General features: G+C 45.1%; 14 protein-coding genes. 2 read left to right on the top strand and 12 right to left on the bottom strand.

Annotation, left to right across the window (positions count from 1 at the left end):
* Positions 1 to 2: 2 nt before the first annotated feature.
* The 9 genes from WA279_RS11825 to araE form a co-directional block, all read right to left on the bottom strand.
* A complete protein-coding gene (locus WA279_RS11825) occupies positions 3 to 1,337 on the bottom strand; it encodes a nucleotide sugar dehydrogenase (protein ID WP_336155480.1) in 1,335 nt (444 codons plus the stop codon).
* A gap of 261 nt (positions 1,338 to 1,598) precedes the next feature.
* A complete protein-coding gene (locus tag WA279_RS11820; RefSeq protein ID WP_336155479.1) occupies positions 1,599 to 2,876 on the bottom strand; it encodes a M20/M25/M40 family metallo-hydrolase in 1,278 nt (425 codons plus the stop codon).
* Positions 2,877 to 3,057: 181 nt separating this feature from the next.
* On the bottom strand, positions 3,058 to 4,350 hold the full coding sequence (gene eno, locus WA279_RS11815; RefSeq protein WP_003228333.1) for a phosphopyruvate hydratase: 1,293 nt from the start codon (positions 4,348 to 4,350) through the stop codon (positions 3,058 to 3,060).
* A gap of 28 nt (positions 4,351 to 4,378) precedes the next feature.
* Entirely contained in the window at positions 4,379 to 5,914 is a 1,536-nt protein-coding gene (gpmI, locus tag WA279_RS11810) for a 2,3-bisphosphoglycerate-independent phosphoglycerate mutase (protein WP_003228330.1), read from the bottom strand.
* Positions 5,907 to 6,668 (bottom strand): triose-phosphate isomerase, encoded by a 762-nt coding sequence (gene tpiA, locus WA279_RS11805; protein ID WP_003243394.1) that lies wholly within the window; start codon positions 6,666 to 6,668, stop codon positions 5,907 to 5,909. The genes gpmI and tpiA overlap by 8 nt, the downstream gene beginning before the upstream one ends.
* A gap of 30 nt (positions 6,669 to 6,698) precedes the next feature.
* Complete coding sequence (locus WA279_RS11800) at positions 6,699 to 7,883, bottom strand: phosphoglycerate kinase (RefSeq protein WP_336155478.1); 1,185 nt, start codon at positions 7,881 to 7,883, stop codon at positions 6,699 to 6,701.
* Positions 7,884 to 8,199: 316 nt separating this feature from the next.
* Entirely contained in the window at positions 8,200 to 9,207 is a 1,008-nt protein-coding gene (gene gap / locus WA279_RS11795) for a type I glyceraldehyde-3-phosphate dehydrogenase (RefSeq protein WP_003219957.1), read from the bottom strand.
* 46 nt (positions 9,208 to 9,253) lie between these two features.
* Positions 9,254 to 10,276 carry a gapA transcriptional regulator CggR gene (gene cggR / locus WA279_RS11790; RefSeq protein ID WP_009968188.1) on the bottom strand — a complete coding sequence of 341 codons (1,023 nt, stop codon included), beginning with the start codon at positions 10,274 to 10,276 and terminating at the stop codon, positions 9,254 to 9,256.
* A 297-nt stretch (positions 10,277 to 10,573) separates the two neighbouring features.
* A complete protein-coding gene (araE, locus tag WA279_RS11785; RefSeq protein ID WP_047183207.1) occupies positions 10,574 to 11,968 on the bottom strand; it encodes an arabinose-proton symporter AraE in 1,395 nt (464 codons plus the stop codon).
* Positions 11,969 to 12,171: 203 nt separating this feature from the next.
* On the opposite strand from araE, the gene araR reads away from it, so the two are divergent.
* Positions 12,172 to 13,260, top strand: a complete 1,089-nt coding sequence (araR, locus tag WA279_RS11780; RefSeq protein ID WP_047183208.1) for an arabinose utilization transcriptional regulator AraR — start codon at positions 12,172 to 12,174, stop codon at positions 13,258 to 13,260.
* Between the two features lie 48 nt (positions 13,261 to 13,308).
* Here araR and WA279_RS11775 read toward each other — a convergent pair whose 3' ends face one another.
* Positions 13,309 to 14,319 carry an LLM class flavin-dependent oxidoreductase gene (locus WA279_RS11775; protein ID WP_003228318.1) on the bottom strand — a complete coding sequence of 337 codons (1,011 nt, stop codon included), beginning with the start codon at positions 14,317 to 14,319 and terminating at the stop codon, positions 13,309 to 13,311.
* Positions 14,320 to 14,475: 156 nt separating this feature from the next.
* Complete coding sequence (locus WA279_RS11770) at positions 14,476 to 15,354, bottom strand: LysR family transcriptional regulator (RefSeq protein WP_003228316.1); 879 nt, start codon at positions 15,352 to 15,354, stop codon at positions 14,476 to 14,478.
* 99 nt (positions 15,355 to 15,453) lie between these two features.
* Between WA279_RS11770 and WA279_RS11765 the strand changes: the two genes are divergently transcribed.
* Complete coding sequence (locus WA279_RS11765; protein ID WP_029946021.1) at positions 15,454 to 16,371, top strand: DMT family transporter; 918 nt, start codon at positions 15,454 to 15,456, stop codon at positions 16,369 to 16,371.
* Positions 16,372 to 16,411: 40 nt separating this feature from the next.
* Here the strand turns inward: WA279_RS11765 and WA279_RS11760 are convergent, their stop codons facing one another.
* On the bottom strand, positions 16,412 to 17,755 hold the full coding sequence (locus tag WA279_RS11760; RefSeq protein WP_003228313.1) for an amino acid permease: 1,344 nt from the start codon (positions 17,753 to 17,755) through the stop codon (positions 16,412 to 16,414).
* Between the last annotated feature and the right edge of the window lie 42 nt (positions 17,756 to 17,797).

Here is a 17,797-nt window from a genome sequence, read left to right as displayed (position 1 = left end):
TCCTAAAGTGTGACAAGCTTTGCATTATCAGCTATTTTTTCTCTGCAAATGTTTCTCGTGTCGAAGATAATAGGAGCTGTATCCTGCAATATACTGTAATTGATATCATCATGATCGGTATGAATAATGACGACATCATATTGGTTGATCTGCTCCTTGGTGAAAGGGACGGAGTGCTTGATGCTGCCGTCTTCCAGGCAGATTTCACTGATAAAAGGATCATAGTAATCTATCGTGCATCCCTTTTTCATTAAAGCATCGATAATTGCAAATGCAGAAGACTCACGAGAATCATTGGTATTTTTTTTATAAGCAGCACCTATTAATAAAATATTGCAGTGTTCTTTATCAACCAGCTTCATGGCATAGTCGGACACTGAAAATGGCATTTCAGAATTGATTTCATCCGCTAAATCAATCAGCTTTGTCTGCAATCCCTTTTGATTGGCTATCCATTTAAAATAAAAAGGATCAATCGGTATGCAATGGCCGCCTACCCCAGGGCCCGGGCTGAACTTTTGAAACCCGAACGGCTTCGTGTCTGCCGCATTGATCACTTCCCATATATCAATATCAAGTTCTCGGCAATTGAGTGCCATTTCATTGATGAGAGCTATATTTACATAACGGTAGGTATTCTCTAGGAGTTTAGCTGTTTCTGCTACTTCAGGTGAGGTTACTGGATGAATGCTTGTAACGATGGTGTTGTAAAACGCTGAGGCAAGTTTTGTGCAAGTCCGGGTCATTCCGCCAACCACTTTAGGGATATCGGCGACTTCGTAATGGCTGTTCCCAGGATCAATTCGTTCAGGTGAATAAGCTATAAAGAAATCGGAGCCTATGTTGACCTGCCGCCCTGCTGCCATTCTGTCAGCAATTTTTTGTTTTGTTGTGCCCGGGTAGGTTGTACTTTCTAAAATTAAAAGCTGATTTGGCCTTCCGTAAGCCAGCATGGTGTCAACTGCACTGTCTATGTAGCTAAGGTCGGGTATCTTATCTTTTTTGTTCAAAGGTGTAGGAACACATATCACAATAATGTCGCAGTGTTCTATGAGAGACATATTCTCACTCACTTGAAAACGCTCTGTGTGAAGTGCCTCTTTTAAATGGCTATCGTCTACATCTCGAATATGGCTGTGCCCGTCTTTCAGCAAAGAAACTTTTTCGCTATTCCTATCAAAGCCGATGACGTTGTATCCTTTATTGACACATTCTAATGCAAGAGGAAAACCCACATATCCCATCCCCAATACACCTACAACAGCCTGTTTTGTTTCAATCAATTCTAAAAGCCGCTTATGACTGAGGTTTCGAGCTTCTTTTGTGACAGGATTCATTTTTGGACCCCCTATAAGATAGAAAAGGATATATTTTTACAAAATTAAACAATTATCGATCGATACTGCAATTATAACAAAAGTAAAAAAACGGTAAATGGGCTTTGTCTCCTTTTATTTGGTAGGGCATTATGATGCGATTTACTATTAAGGGGAATTTTTCGTGCCTAAGAAAAGGTATTTATCAGGGGGATAATGAGAATATTTCCTCTATTTGAAAGAATATATAGAAAATTTCAAAAACAGGCCGAGGCCTGTTTTTTAATCTATATTTGCCTCTTGTACTGCAGATAACAAGAGCTGTCCCGCTTCGTTCAATCTTTCTTTGCTGATATGTGCGATGTTGTCTTTTTCGGTGTGATACCATGGCCCAGGCTCTTGCGTATCCGGACTGAGCCAAATCCAATTAGCCGAAGGTATGCCCGCTTCATAAAATGATACGTGGTCCGAGTATCCCAGCTGTGTGAGACGAGGTGCTTCAAGCTGTGCTCTCTGGGCAGCATTCACCGCATAATTGACACTTGCATTTTTCTTGCCATCCGGGGTCGTTATATACATTTGACTTGCGTCTTTCCAGTCAGTCGCAATCATATCAGCATTAAAGTTTGCACGGCTGTGTTTGATTTCATCCGAGGTAAGCGTACTGACATAATATGAGGAACCCGCTGACCACAGCTCTTCAGCTCCGAAAAAGATAAAACGGATTTCTTTGTTTTTGGGAAGGTGCTTGCTTTGCTCAATCATCTCTAGTACGGCGGATGTGCCTGATGCATTATCATCAGCCCCAGGTGCATCTTTAACTGTGTCATAATGCGCAGTTACATAAAGAATATCCGGGTGTTTTGTGTGCTGCGCTTTGCGTGTCCCTATTATGTTTTGTGAAGTGCGGTTTCGATAGTCCTTAAATTGAATGACAGCCTGCTTTTCTTTCAGTAAAGCTTCCCCGTCTTCTTTTTTCATTCCGGCAGCCGGTATCGTGATATGTTTTGGTTTTACCGGTCGGATAGCGAGAGGTTTTGTCTTGCTGTTATAAATAATGACAGCCTTTGCGCCGGCATCTTGGGCGTTTTTTAATTTCTGAGATACTGATATTTTTCCCTCTCTCATAACGGCGATTTTCCCCTTGGCTTCTTTTTCATCAAGATTGAGCCCATAGCCTCCGTCTAAGACCGCACCCTCCACTCTCTCTTCATTTTCCACAGCGCTCTTATCCGCTGATCGTATTGGATATTCATGATCGCCTTCCATGACTGAACCAGAATAATATGTTTTCACATGAAATGGCTGAATGCAAACAGCTAACCCCTCATCTTGAATCCGTTTCGATATGTATGACGCTGCTTCTTTTTCTTTCTCTGTCCCTGTTTCTCTCGGACCTATGACCTCACTCAGTTCATGAATGGTTTCATATGCATGCTCCTCATCAAACAACGGAGCCATCTCAGAAATAGAATGAGACTGTATCCCGTTCACCTGTACAGCTGAAGATCCCCATATGACGCTTCCAGCCAGTGCCGCTGACATCAAAATCATTTTCATTTTTACATTCCTCCTCTTATTCACCCCCTTTCTTTTCGGTTTTGCTGTCTTGATTCCTTTAAAATGCAACAAAATGAACATTAGTTACCAAATCAAGGTAATGAGATAGGCGGAGAATAAAAGCTGAGGCTAGGAAAGTTTGCATAAAAAAGCCGCCGAGAAAATCCCGGCGGTCTTTTTATTACTTGTTTAAGTTGTAGAAAGAGTTGATACCGTGGTATTGAGCAGTTTCAGCCAACTGATCTTCGATGCGAAGAAGCTGGTTGTATTTCGCAACACGGTCCGTACGAGACGGAGCACCTGTTTTGATTTGTCCTGCGTTTGTTGCCACAGCGATGTCAGCGATTGTGCTGTCTTCAGTTTCACCAGAACGGTGAGAGATAACAGCTGTATAGCCTGCGCGTTTCGCCATTTCGATCGCATCGAATGTTTCAGTCAATGTACCGATTTGGTTTACTTTGATCAGGATAGAGTTGCCTACGCCGTTTTTAATACCTTCAGAAAGTTTTTTCGTGTTTGTAACGAAGAGGTCGTCACCAACAAGCTGAACTTTTTTGCCAAGACGCTCAGTAAGAAGCTTGTGGCCTTCCCAGTCGTTTTCGTCAAGTCCGTCTTCGATAGAGATGATTGGGTATTTAGAAACAAGCTCTTCATACCAGTCAACCATTTCAGCAGATGTTTTCACAACGCCTTCGCCAGACAGATGGTATTTGCCGTCTTCTTTGTTGTAGAACTCAGAAGATGCAGCATCCATAGCAAGTTTAACTTCTTCGCCAGGTTTGAAGCCGGCTTTTTCGATTGCTTCAACGATTGTTTGAAGCGCTTCTTCGTTAGAACCAAGGTTTGGAGCGAATCCGCCTTCGTCACCTACAGCAGTGTTTAAGCCTTTTGCGCTTAATACTGATTTCAGGCTGTGGAAGATTTGAGCGCCCATGCGAAGTGCTTCACGGAAGTTAGGAGCACCTACAGGCATGATCATGAATTCTTGAATATCCACGTTGTTATCAGCATGCTCTCCGCCGTTTACGATGTTCATCATCGGTACAGGAAGCGTTTTTGAGTTGAATCCTCCAAGGTATTGGTAAAGAGGAATCTGTAAGAAATCAGCAGCAGCACGCGCACAAGCCATAGATACGCCAAGGATTGCGTTCGCACCAAGTTTGCCTTTGTTTTCAGTACCGTCAAGCTCGATTAAAAGCTGATCGATTGCGTTTTGTTCAGTTACATCAAAGCCAAGAAGCTCTGGAGCAATGATTTCGTTTACGTTGTTAACAGCTGTTAACACGCCTTTTCCAAGGTAACGGTCTTTGTCGCCGTCACGAAGCTCAACCGCTTCGTATTCACCTGTAGAAGCTCCGCTTGGCACTAATGCGCGGCCGAAAGCTCCTGTTTCTGTATATACTTCAACTTCAACTGTTGGGTTGCCGCGGGAGTCTAATACTTCGCGTGCATAAACATCAACAATGTATGGCATGAGTTTTGTCTCTCCTTTTGATTTCAAATTATTTTTGAATTAAAGATGTTCCTGTCATTTCTTTCGGTTTTTCAACACCAAGAAGGTCTAATAACGTTGGTGCAAGGTCGCCTAGGATTCCGCCTTCACGCAGCGTAATGCCTTCTTTCGTTACAATCACAGGGACTGGGTTTGTTGTATGCGCAGTGTGCGGTTCGCCTGATTCTGTAATCAGAATGTCAGCATTACCGTGATCAGCGGTAATGATGGCATGTCCGCCTTTAGCAAGAATCGCGTCAACGACTTCGCCCAAGCATTCGTCCACTGCTTCAATTGCTTTAATTGTTGGTTCAACCATTCCGGAGTGGCCGACCATATCAGGGTTTGCGAAGTTAAGAATGATCGCGTCATGCTTGTCAGCTTCAATTTCTTTGACAAGCGCGTCCTTCACTTCATACGCACTCATCTCAGGCTTCAAGTCATACGTTGCAACTTTAGGCGAGTTGATGAGAATACGCTCTTCACCCGGAAATTCAGCTTCACGGCCGCCGCTCATAAAGAACGTGACGTGCGGATACTTTTCAGTTTCTGCAATTCGAAGCTGTTTTAACCCGTGCTGAGATAATACTTCTCCGACTGTGTTATCAAGATTTATCGGTTTAAACGCTACATAGCCGTCAACTGTTTCACTGAAGTGAGTCAGGCAGACGAAATACAGGTTCTTTGGATAATTCTCGCCGCGGTCGAAGTCACGGAAGTCTTTGTTTGTGAACGTGTTGGAAATCTGGATGGCGCGGTCCGGTCTGAAATTATAGAAAATCACAGAATCGCCGTCTTGGATTTTCGCAACAGGCTCACCGTTTTCTTTTGTGATGACAGATGGAATCACGAATTCATCGTAGATACCATTTGCATATGAATCATCAACAACATCCAGGGCGCTGCGGTAAGATGGGCCTTCGCCGTACGCCATTGCGCGGTACGCTTTTTCTACACGGTCCCAGCGTTTGTCGCGGTCCATAGAGTAGTAACGTCCGGAAATGCTGGCGATTTCACCCACACCGATTTCCTTGATTTGATCGTTCAACTGGTTGATGTACGTTTTCGCTGTCTGCGGACCTACATCACGGCCGTCAAGGAAGCCATGGATATAAACCTTTGTCAGCCCTTCTTTTTTCGCAAGCTTTAACAGTGCGAATAAATGGTTGATATGGCTGTGCACGCCTCCGTCAGATAAAAGACCGAACAGGTGCAAGGCTTTGTTGTTTTCTTTCGCGTTGCTGATCGCGTCAAGGAATGTTTGATTGCGTTCGAACTCTCCTTCACGAATGGCAACATTTACGCGTGTTAAGCTTTGGTACACAATACGTCCCGCACCGATATTTAAGTGACCTACTTCGGAGTTCCCCATTTGCCCTTCAGGAAGACCTACAGCCTCGCCTGAAGCAGTCAATGTTTGATGAGGATACTGGTTCCAATAGCGGTCAAAATTCGGTTTTTTCGCTAAAGCGACTGCGTTCCCTACTGTTTCGTTACGTAATCCGAACCCATCAAGAATGATGAGTGCAGCTGGTTTTTTACTCATATTGACCTTCCTCCAATAATTGAACGAATGACTGTGGCTCAAGGCTCGCGCCGCCGACCAAAGCACCGTCAATATCGGACTCTGCCATATATTCTTTAATGTTTGCAGGCTTTACGCTTCCGCCATATTGGATGCGAAGCTTGTCTGCAGCTTCTTGGCTGAAGCTTTCAGCGACGGTTTTACGGATATGCGCACACACGTCATTCGCATCTTTCGCTGTAGAAGATTTGCCTGTTCCGATTGCCCAGATTGGCTCATACGCAATAACAGAAGCAGCAACTTGTTCTTCAGAAAGACCAGCAAGGCCTTTTTTCACTTGGTCAGCAACAAGATCATTTGTTTTGCCGGCTTCACGCTCTTCAAGCGTTTCACCTACACAGATGATCGGCACAATGCCGTGTTTGAAAGCTGCGTGTGCTTTTTTGTTAACTGTTTCATCAGTTTCAGCGAACATTTCACGGCGCTCAGAGTGGCCGATGACGCAGTAGTCAACGCCAAGGTCTTTCAGAGCAACCGGGCTGATTTCGCCTGTGAACGCGCCGCTTTCTTCGAAGTGCATGTTTTGAGCGCCGACTTTTAGGTCAGTGCCTTTAACAGCAGAAGCAAGCTTTTCTAAGAAAAGCGCTGGCGCGCAAACAACAGCTTCAGCTTTGTCTGCTGCTGGAATGGAAGATTTCACTTCTTCAACGAAGCTGACAGCTTCGCCGAGTGTTTTGTTCATTTTCCAGTTACCGGCGATAATTGGTTTTCTCATCTGTTCCACTTCCTTATAGCAGTTTTGAGATTATTTATCGTTCAGTGCAGCTACCCCTGGAAGCTCTTTGCCTTCCATAAACTCAAGGGATGCGCCGCCGCCTGTTGAGATGTGGCTCATTTTGTCAGCAAGGCCGAATTTTTCAACCGCTGCCGCAGAGTCTCCTCCGCCGATGACAGAGTATGTATCTTTCGCCTCTGCCAATGCTTCCGCAACCGCTTTTGTTCCTTGAGCGAACAAGTCGATTTCGAATACGCCCATTGGTCCGTTCCACACGACAAGTTTGCTGTTTTTGATGACGTCAGCATACGTTTCGCGTGTTTTCGTACCAATGTCGATTGCTTCTAAATCACTAGGGATTTCAGAGATCGGCACAATTTTCACGTTTGCATCGTTAGAGAAATCATCTGCAACGAGTACATCTTCAGGCATGTAGAAGTTAACGCCTTTTTCTTTAGCGCGGTCCATAAATGATTTCGCAAGCTCGATTTTATCCTCTTCAAGAAGAGATTTACCGACTTCATAGCCAAGCGCTTTTACGAAAGTATAAGCAAGACCTCCGCCGATGATCAGGTTGTCTACTTTATCAAGAAGACTTTCGATTACACCGATTTTGTCTTTTACTTTCGCTCCGCCGATGATCGCTGTGAACGGGCGGTCAGGATTGGAAACCGCTTTTCCAAGTACATCAAGCTCTTTTTCCATTAAGAAACCTGCAACTGCTGGCAGATGCTCGGCAATTCCAGCTGTAGATGCGTGAGCACGGTGGGCAGCACCGAATGCGTCATTTACATATACATCTGCAAGCTCAGCAAATGCTTTTGCAAGCTCAGGGTCATTTTTCTCTTCACCAGGATAGAAACGTACGTTTTCCAATACAAGAACGTCTCCGTCCTTCATCTCGGAAATTTGTACTTTTACAGCATCTCCGTATGCTTCATCCGCTTTTTTCACTTCTTTGCCAAGCAGTTCGCCGAGACGTGCAGCGACAGGAGTTAAACGAAGCTCCTCAACCACTTCGCCTTTCGGGCGGCCTAAGTGGCTCGCAAGAAGGACTTTTGCGCCTTGGTCTGCAAGGTGTTTGATTGTTGGAAGCGCAGCACGGATACGTGTATCGTCTGTTACTTCCCCGTCTTTCATTGGAACGTTAAAGTCAACGCGGCAGAATACAACTTTGCCTTTTACGTCGATGTCTTTGAGAGTTTTTTTATTCATGCCTAGGAGATCCTCCTTCAAAATGGTTTGCATACAGCACGAAAAACGTGAAACCGTCTGTTCAAGCGATAACTCCGCTAGGGCAGATCGCAGTCTTTTTCGGCACAGGGCAGTTCGTCTAAAAGCCAGGGCAGCGGCCTTAGGCGAAAGCGCCGGCAAAGCTGCTTAAAACGCGGTCGTTTCTCTATCACAGAGCGTTTTCTGAAAGCCGGTCTTCATGGAAAAAGGGAAAGGGAGTCCGTCCCCTTCCCTTGTCCGCTTTCATTATAGCGCTTCTATTCGAAAGAACCAAGTCAGGTCCTTTTTCAGCTATAAATTAAAGACCTTTTTTTGCGATGTAAGCTGCAAGGTCAACAACGCGGTTAGAGTAGCCGCTTTCGTTATCGTACCAAGAGATTACTTTTACCATGCTGCCTTCCATAACCATTGTAGAAAGAGCATCGATTGTAGAAGAGTTTTTGTTTCCGTTGTAGTCGCCAGAAACTAATGGCTCTTCGCTGTAGCCAAGGATTCCTTTAAGGTCGCCTTCAGCCGCTTCTTTAAGAGCTGCGTTTACTTCTTCAGCTGTTACTTCTTGGTTCAGTTCAGCAACCAAGTCAACTAGAGAAACGTTTGGAGTTGGAACACGCATTGCTCCACCGTTCAGTTTGCCTTTTAGTTCAGGAAGAACTAGAGAAACTGCTTTAGCAGCACCAGTTGATGTTGGGATGATGTTTTCAGCTGCTGCACGCGCACGACGGTAGTCTTTGTGCGGAAGATCAAGGATTTGCTGATCGTTTGTGTAAGAGTGAACAGTTGTCATCATACCGCGTTTGATGCCGAATTTATCGTTAAGTACTTTTGCAAACGGCGCAAGGCAGTTTGTTGTGCAAGATGCGTTAGAGATAACATCGTGGTTAGCCGCATCGTATTTATCTTCATTAACACCCATAACGATTGTGATATCTTCTTCGTTAGCAGGAGCAGAGATGATTACTTTTTTCGCGCCAGCTTCTAAGTGTTTCGCAGCGTCTGCGCGTTTTGTGAAGAAACCAGTAGATTCAACTACGATTTCAACGCCTTGTTTGCCCCAGCTAAGTTTAGCAGGATCGCGTTCTGCAGAAACTTCAATTGTTTTGCCGTTAACAACAAGGTTGTTACCGTCAACTGAAACTTCAGCGTCTAATTTTCCGTGTACAGAATCATATTGTAAAAGGTGAGCCAGCATGTTAGCATCTGTTAAATCGTTAACCGCTACTACCTCAACTTCAGGATTGTTTAATGCTGCGCGGAATACGTTACGTCCAATACGACCAAAACCGTTAATACCGACTTTTACTGCCATGATTGTTTCCTCCTTTAAATAAGTGAGAGATATTTATATTGAGGGATTATTCATCCCTTAATAACTTCTTTGCGGCTCCTTCGTCTGTGACGAGAACCGTGTTGCGTGGCTTTTTAAAGTAAGCCTCGATCGCCTCGGCTTTTGATGATCCGCCCGCTACCGCAATAATATCGGGGATGGCGTCTATGTCATCCAGTTGCATTCCGACAGAATGCACTTTGTGAACCACTTCGCCGTCCGCGTTAAAATAGTAGCCGAACGCTTCCGTCACCGCGTCGTTATCATCTATTTTCTTTAAGTCTTCTAAAGGCGTGTTTCTGCGCTGAGCCATAGTTTTAGCTTCGCCGATTCCGTGAACCAGCATACTCGCTGATTTAATGGTGTTCAGCACCTCTTTGACAGAAGGCTCTTCAATAATAGATGAATAGGCGCCTTGTGACAGCTGTCCCGGAACAAACAAAAGCCGGTAAGTGCCTGAAGCCTTCTCCGCCATATGCGCGCATATGGTGTTCGCCTGGTTTTTCACGTCTTCGCCTAAACCGCCTCTTGCAGGCACAAACAAAAGCTCGCGGTTTTTAGAATCCGGCGTCATCATTTCGGCGACAGCTTCAATTGTCGTACCGCCAGTTACAGCGACGATATTTTTGCCTGAAAATCTTTTTTTCATACATGCGACAGCCGCTCTTCCCATTTCTTTTTTGACCCATGGGGATTGATCGCTGTCTCCGGATACGATAATGGCATCCTTCAGATTTAAACGTTCTTTTAATGTCTTTTCCAAAAGAGTCAAACCTAAAACATCTTTCATCGTATCTTCCAAAACAGAAAGCAGTTCATAGCCCTCTTCTGTCAATGTCATGCCGTTTGTCTTAATATCGACTAGGTTCTGTTCCTTTAAAAACTGAACCTCGCCCCTCAGCACACGCTCGCTGATTCCGAGACTGGCAGACAGGCTTCTTCGCCCGATGGGTTCTGTCAGCCTGATATACTGCAAGATTTCAAACCTCTTTTGCATAACGAGCAGAAGATCAGGCAATAATTTTTTTTGAGCTTGTATTAACTGGTTCATGACTCAAACGTTCCTTCCTTTTTTGCTGGACATTATATGTCCCGCTATGACAAAAAACGTCCCGTCATAGCCAAAAAAAATCATTTCTGCTTTCTTTAATTATTTTAACAGGGTGGAATTGTTTATTCAACTGTTAAGAGCCAATTCATCGACAATATTCGCAGAGTTTTCATGCCGCGTCGTTTTATCCAGCAATATTTTATCCTATATATCTTTATCTTATACAGAAAGCGCCAAATGGTGCATCCCAATATAAACAGCCCTTCCTGTAAAAAGGGCCGTTTCATTAAAGCGTTTTCATTTTATCCAAAGCTTTTCAATTTCCTCGAGCGATTTGTTCTTCGTTTCCGGACAGATCGTAACGACAAACAGGAAACAAAGGATGTTAATCACCGCAAAGATCCAAAATGTATAGGCGAGCCCGAAAGAATCGATCATCATTGGCACAAACTGTCCGATCGCCCAGTTTGCTCCCCATAAAAAGATGGTCGCAATGCCCGCAGCCCGCGCACGCAGATGGTTCGGGAAGATTTCAGAAATCATAATCCATGTGATCGGTCCGACCGAGACACAGAAAGCAGCGACAAAACCTAATATAAGGACGATCATCATGATCCCGCTTGTTAACTCAAAATAAAACGACGTCCCGATTAAAATCATAAAAATAGCCATAAAAGCAGAACCGATGGACATCAGTTTTTTTCGTCCGACTTTATCAATCAACAACACGGCAATAACGGTAAAGATGACTTCTACAACTCCGACGATACAAGTCGTCACAAATCCGGCGTTTTGCCCGAATCCCATCATTTTAAAGATTTCCGGCCCGTAGTAAGTAATCGCGTTCATGCCGATGACTTGGTTAAAGAGCGCCAGCAGGATTCCAATGACAAGCGCCTTTCTGAGACCCGGCTTAAACAGCTGGGAGAGCGACCCCATTTGTTCTATTTTTAAAGAGTTCTCAATGTTCTTTAATTCTTCTTTTGCAACAGTTTCTCCATTAATACGTGTCAGGATCTTTAAAGCTTCATTTGTTTTGCCCGCTTTCGCCAGCCATCTCGGACTTTCCGGGACGACGAGCAGGACAAGGAAAAAAATGACGGACGGCACCATTCCATAAGCAAGCATCCATCTCCAGCCGGTGTGCACGCCCCATTCGTATGTTCCAGACCGCTGCACAGCTAGATTAATAAAGTATGTTGCGGAAATACCCAGTATCGTAAAGAGCTGATATAAGGAAGATAAACTTCCGCGTATGGCGGGCGGTGCCGCTTCTGTAATATACGTAACAGAGAGCGATGAGCCCATCCCGATTCCCAGCCCCCCGATAATCCTTGCAATGATTAAGGTGGACACGTCTTGAGAAAGCGCTGAAACGATTGCTGATATCGCAAATAACAAAGCGGCTGTCATTAAAATTTTCCTCCGGCCGAATCTGTCACTTAAAAATCCGGATATCCCGACGCCCACAACTCCTCCAATCATAATGCTTGAAATGACAAGTCCCTCCATAAACGGACTCAGGCTGTATAAATCTTTCAGAAAACCGATGGCGCCAGAAATCACTGCCGTGTCATAGCCATACAATAAGCCGCCAAGCCCCGCCGCACATGAGATCAAAATGACAAATCCCATTGAATGGCTTTTTGTTACAGGAACATTTGGTTCTAATTGAGTTGGAGTATTCTTCATTTCCCTGCCCTCCCGAATGTTGAGTAAAGCGTTTACATTATACTTTTCAATTGTACGTACTTATATTAAAATTTAACGAAAATTACATTTAATTAGTACGTACAAATATAGAATAATCTTGTTTGCATTTTCTGTCAATGTTTTCTTACAAAGAACGCTGTGATATACTGAAATTTGTCCGTATACATTTTGGAGGAATGGATATGTTACCAAAATACGCGCAAGTAAAAGAAGAAATCAGTTCATGGATTAATCAAGGCAAAATACTGCCCGATCAAAAAATCCCTACCGAAAACGAATTAATGCAGCAATTCGGCGTCAGCCGGCATACCATCCGCAAAGCGATCGGAGACCTCGTAACACAAGGTCTGCTGTACAGCGTGCAAGGCGGAGGCACCTTTGTCGCTTCACGCTCTGCTAAGTCAGCGCTGCATTCCAATAAAACGATCGGTGTTTTGACAACTTACATATCAGACTATATTTTCCCGAGCATCATCAGAGGAATCGAGTCCTATTTAAGCGAGCAGGGGTATTCTATGCTTTTGACAAGCACAAACAACAACCCGGACAATGAAAGAAGAGGCTTAGAAAACCTGCTGTCCCAGCATATTGACGGACTCATCGTAGAACCGACAAAAAGCGCCCTTCAAACCCCAAACATCGGCTACTATCTGAACTTGGAGAAAAACGGCATTCCTTTTGCGATGATTAACGCGTCATATGCCGAGCTTGCCGCGCCAAGTTTTACCTTGGATGATGTGAAAGGCGGGATGATGGCGGCGGAGCATTTGCTTTCTCTCGGCCACACGCATATGATGGGTATTTTTAAAGCTGATGACACACAAGGCGTGAAACGGATGAACGGATTTATACAGGCGCACCGGGAGCGTGAGTTGTTTCCTTCTCCGGATATGATCGTGACATTTACAACGGAAGAAAAAGAATCAAAACTTCTGGAGAAAGTAAAAGCCACACTGGAGAAAAACAGCAAGCACATGCCGACAGCCATTCTTTGTTATAACGATGAAATTGCGCTGAAGGTGATTGATATGCTGAGGGAGATGGATCTTAAAGTGCCGGAGGATATGTCTATCGTCGGGTATGATGATTCACATTTCGCCCAAATCTCAGAAGTGAAACTAACCTCTGTCAAACATCCGAAATCAGTGCTTGGAAAAGCAGCCGCCAAATATGTCATTGACTGCTTAGAGCATAAAAAGCCGAAGCAAGAGGATGTCATATTTGAGCCTGAGTTGATCATTCGCCAGTCCGCACGAAAACTGAATGAATAAAAAAAGCAATGTATGGGTCTCCCCGCTACATTGCTTTTTTTATAGCTGTTATCTGTTTTTCCAAACGTCAGCGATGATTTCAAACGAACGCATTCTGTCTGCGTGTTCAAAGGTTTCTGAGTTAACCATAATTTCGTCAGCCTGTGTCGTTTTGACGAAATCTTCAAGCTTCGCCTTCACTTCTTCCGGACCTCCGACAATCGTGGAGCTCAGCTGCTCATTGACCATCGCTTTTTCATACGGGCTCCAGATTTGATCCATATCCTCAACAGGCGGTTTAAGCTGGTTCGGCGTACCGCGGACAAGATCAAGAAACCTTTGATAATGCGAAGTCGCAAGGTGCTGCGCTTTCTCGTTTGTATCTGCCGCGATAATGGTGACACCGACCATCGCATACGGTTCGTCGAGCACGTCTGACGGCGTGAAGGAATTGCGGTAAAGCTCCAATGCAGGAACCGTATTCGCTGGTGAGAAATGAGCGGCAAAGGCAAACGGAAGACCTAGTTCACCTGCCAGACGGGCGCTGAAGCCGCTTGAGCCCAGCAGCCAAATCGGCACATCTATGCCCTCTCCGGGAATGGCGCGAACTTGATTGCGCACATTTCCTGACGGTTTAAAATAATTGCGCAGTTCCTCTAATTGTTCTGGAAAATCCTCCCCGCTGTTGATGTTTCTGCGGAGCGCTCTGGCTGTCAATTGGTCTGTTCCCGGCGCACGTCCAAGCCCCAGATCAATCCGCCCGGGATACAGTGTTTCCAGTGTGCCGAATTGTTCAGCAATGACTAATGAAGAGTGGTTCGGGAGCATAATGCCGCCGGAACCGACGCGGATTTTCTTCGTGCCTCCGGCAATATGGCCAATCAAAACTGCAGTGGCGGAGCTTGCAACACCTTCTATATTATGATGTTCAGCAAGCCAGTAACGGTGATAGCCCCATTCCTCTGCCCGGCGCGCCAAGTCCATGCTGTTTCGGAATGATTCTGCAATCGTTCCTCCCTGAACAACCGGAGATAAATTCAAGACAGAAAGCAAGGTATCTTTGCGTTGGTTGTTAGACATATTGTTCTCCTTTGCAAATGTGTTATCAGTAAACAGCCCAAAGCTGTCAGGTCATGATTGAAAGAACTTCTATCACACCATAACACAACTGCATTCAGGAATAAAAGAATTTGATTCGATGAAATTCGAACAATATAAAACGAACGGTTTGGAGCATTATTCTGCTCCAAACAGCTCCTTAGCCATCTCAATAAAGAGCTTAGCCGCCAGAGAAGCCTCCTTTAGCGACGGAACAGCAAGCTGCACATCACGGTATACCTGCGGGTCCAATTCCCGGGTCACCACATGCTCCGGAAGCGGCATCCCCGACATGGACATTTCTGATAAAATGGCCAGGCCCAAGCCTTCTCTGATCATACTGATCGAGGTGTTGATGTTATAGACCGTGAAAGCTGGGTGCAGCGTAGCGCCCGCCTGCCTGAACATATCGACAAATGGTGATTCATAGCCTCCGTCACAGACGATCATCGGTTCATGGTCAAGATCTTTCAGCGTAATGGCCGAATGACTGGCAAGCGGGTGATCGTCCCTGAGCACGACAGCCATTTTGTCTTTTTTCAAATGGATGTACTCCATCTCCTCTGTTGGATACAAAAGAATGCCGACATCTATCATCCGTGTATGAAGCCACTCCTTGACTTCATTTACAGTTCCCTCGTGCAGCACGAGCTCAAGTTTTGGATATTTTTGTTTAAATTCACTGATCAGCTTCGGCATAAAATAAGCCGAGGCAGTTGAGAATGTGCCGATATGGATCGTTCCCAGTTCAAGCCCTTTTTCCGCTGCTGCTACCTGCTCAACTTTTTCAATGCCTTTTAAGACTTCTCTGATGTGTACTAAGATCTGTTTTCCCGTATCTGTCAGCATCAGGCCATTGCGGCGGTCACGAATGATCAGCTTTACATCAAGCTCAGCTTCGATCGCAGAAATCGCATGGCTGACAGCCGGCTGTGTCATGTTCAGCGCCTGACCCGCTTTTGTAAAGCTTCCCGTTTCAGCTATTTTCACAAAAACCTTTAATTGTGTAATGGTCATAACAATTTACTTATGCTCCTTATAAAAAAGATTCATTTTATTTATCTTATGTTCTACCGTATCATATGATGGAAAAGTTCTACAAGGAGTGAATGAACAATGAAGCAGCTCTCAAAAACGCGGACAGCTCTCCTGCTCGCATTTCTCGTCATCATGTGGGGCGTCAATTGGCCGCTGTCCAAAGCCGCGCTCGCCTATTCTCCGCCGTTATTGTTCGCGGGCATCCGAACGCTGATCGGCGGGCTTTTATTAGTCATTGTCGCACTGCCGCGTATTCATAAATTACGCTTAAAAGAAACGTGGCCGATTTATCTTGTTTCTGCTCTTTTAAATATTACGTTATTCTACGGCCTGCAAACGATCGGGCTGAATTATCTTCCGGCCGGCCTGTTTTCTGCAATCGTCTTCTTCCAGCCTGTTCTGATGGGTGTATTTTCTTGGCTGTGGCTCGGCGAATCCATGTTTGTAATGAAAGTGATCGGCCTCATCCTCGGTTTTGCAGGAGTAGCCGTCATTAGTGCTGCGGGCTTTGGCGGGCATATTTCTGTCATTGGGGTTCTGCTGGCTCTCGGCTCCGCAATCAGCTGGGCGCTCGGGACGGTATATATGAAAAAAACAGGCAGCCGCGTCGATTCCATCTGGATGGTCGCTCTGCAGCTGACGATCGGAAGCGTGTTTCTGCTTATATCCGGCTTTTGGACAGAAAGCTTTTCGGCGATCCAATGGACAGCTCCGTTCATTACGAGCCTGCTGTTTATCTCCGTATTCGTTATCGCACTCGGCTGGCTTGTCTTTTTTACGCTTGTCGGTTCAGGAGAAGCAAGCAAGGTCGCATCTTATACTTTTTTGATTCCGCTCATATCAATCGTGGCCAGCTCCATTTTCCTGCATGAACCGCTCACCCTTAGCCTCTTGGCAGGGCTGCTGCTGATTGTCACGAGCATCTGTCTCGTGAATACAAAATCAAAAGCGCAGAAAGCTGCGGCGATTGGTATAAACGAGAAAGCTGCACAATAATAAAAACCCTCTTGCCGGATGCGGCAAGAGGGTTTCTTATTTACTGATGCTTGCGTCCTTTGACCAAATATGCAACTGTAATCAAAAGGTAGATCGCCGCAGTAATGCCGGTAATGACAATTGATGTTGTCATGATGACCCCGATCAGAATGGCGAGTAATGCCACAATCGCAAACCATGTCGTGTACGGGAACCATTTTACATAATAGGCCGGTGTTTCCGTTTGCTGTTTTCTCGATTTTAAATGAGCGAATCCGATGATCAGCCAAATGAATAAAACGGTATATCCCAATGATCCCATTAAATAATTAAATGTTTGGCTTCCTGCGAACAGAGAAATCAATACGCCAATATAGAGAGAAGAAGTGCACATCAGAATCGCAAACATCGGTACGTTTTTCGATGAAAGCTTCGAGAAGACCTTTGGAAGCCTTCCGTCACTTGCCTGTGTATACAAAATGCGTGATGATCCGTATAAACCTGAATTCATAGAAGAAATGATCGCCAGCAGGATGACTGCATTCATGATATGATCCGCGCCCGGAATGCCTACCATTTTAAAGACCATCACGAAAGGACTTTCCGGAACCGAATTGACTTGGTTCCATGGAATCAGGCTGACGATGATGAAAAACGGCAGCAGGTAAAACGCGACAATCCGTGTCAGTGTGCTGCGGACAGCTTTCGGGACAACCTTTTCCGGATTTTTTGTCTCTGCAAGCGTTACACCGATAATTTCTGTACCGCCGTAAGAGTAGATGACGACAAGCATCGCCGTGATCAGCCCTGTGCCGCCGTGCGGGAAAAATCCGCCGTGGTCTGTCAGGTTGGAAAATCCGGATGCTGTATGATCACCGAATGATACAAATAAGAGCAGCAATCCCAGAATAATAAAGATAATAATAACGGTAATCTTGATCATTGCCAGCCAATATTCGGTTTCGGCGAAGATTTTAACAGAAAGCAAGTTTACAATCGTGACGATAAGAGAAATTCCTAATGCCAACACCCAGATCGGGCAGCCCGGCAGCCAATATTGAATGAAAATCGCAGCTACAACAGCTTCAGCCGCAATGTTAAGCACCCACATTTTCCAGTAGATCCAGTCCAAAAAGTAAGCAGCGTAATTTCCCAATACCTGCTGGACAAGATCACGGAAGGTTCTGGCGTTACGGTTTCGAACAGCCATTTCCGCCAGCCCCTGCATAATAAACAGCAAAATAATCCCGCCGAGCAGGTATGCGATAATGACAGATGGCCCTGCCACATCGATCGCTGAGCTGCTCCCCTTAAATAAACCTGCGCCGATTGCTCCGCCCAGCGCCATCATCATAATATGGCGGGACGTCATCGTGCGTTTTAACGTTTGATTGTCGTTTTTCATCCTCTTCTACCTCTCCTTCTCGTTTTCAAAAACAAAAAAGCC

The organism is Bacillus sp. 204(2023) (genome assembly GCF_037027505.1).
Taxonomy (GTDB): domain Bacteria; phylum Bacillota; class Bacilli; order Bacillales; family Bacillaceae; genus Bacillus; species Bacillus subtilis.
This window is presented reverse-complemented; position numbering and strand designations above follow the sequence as displayed.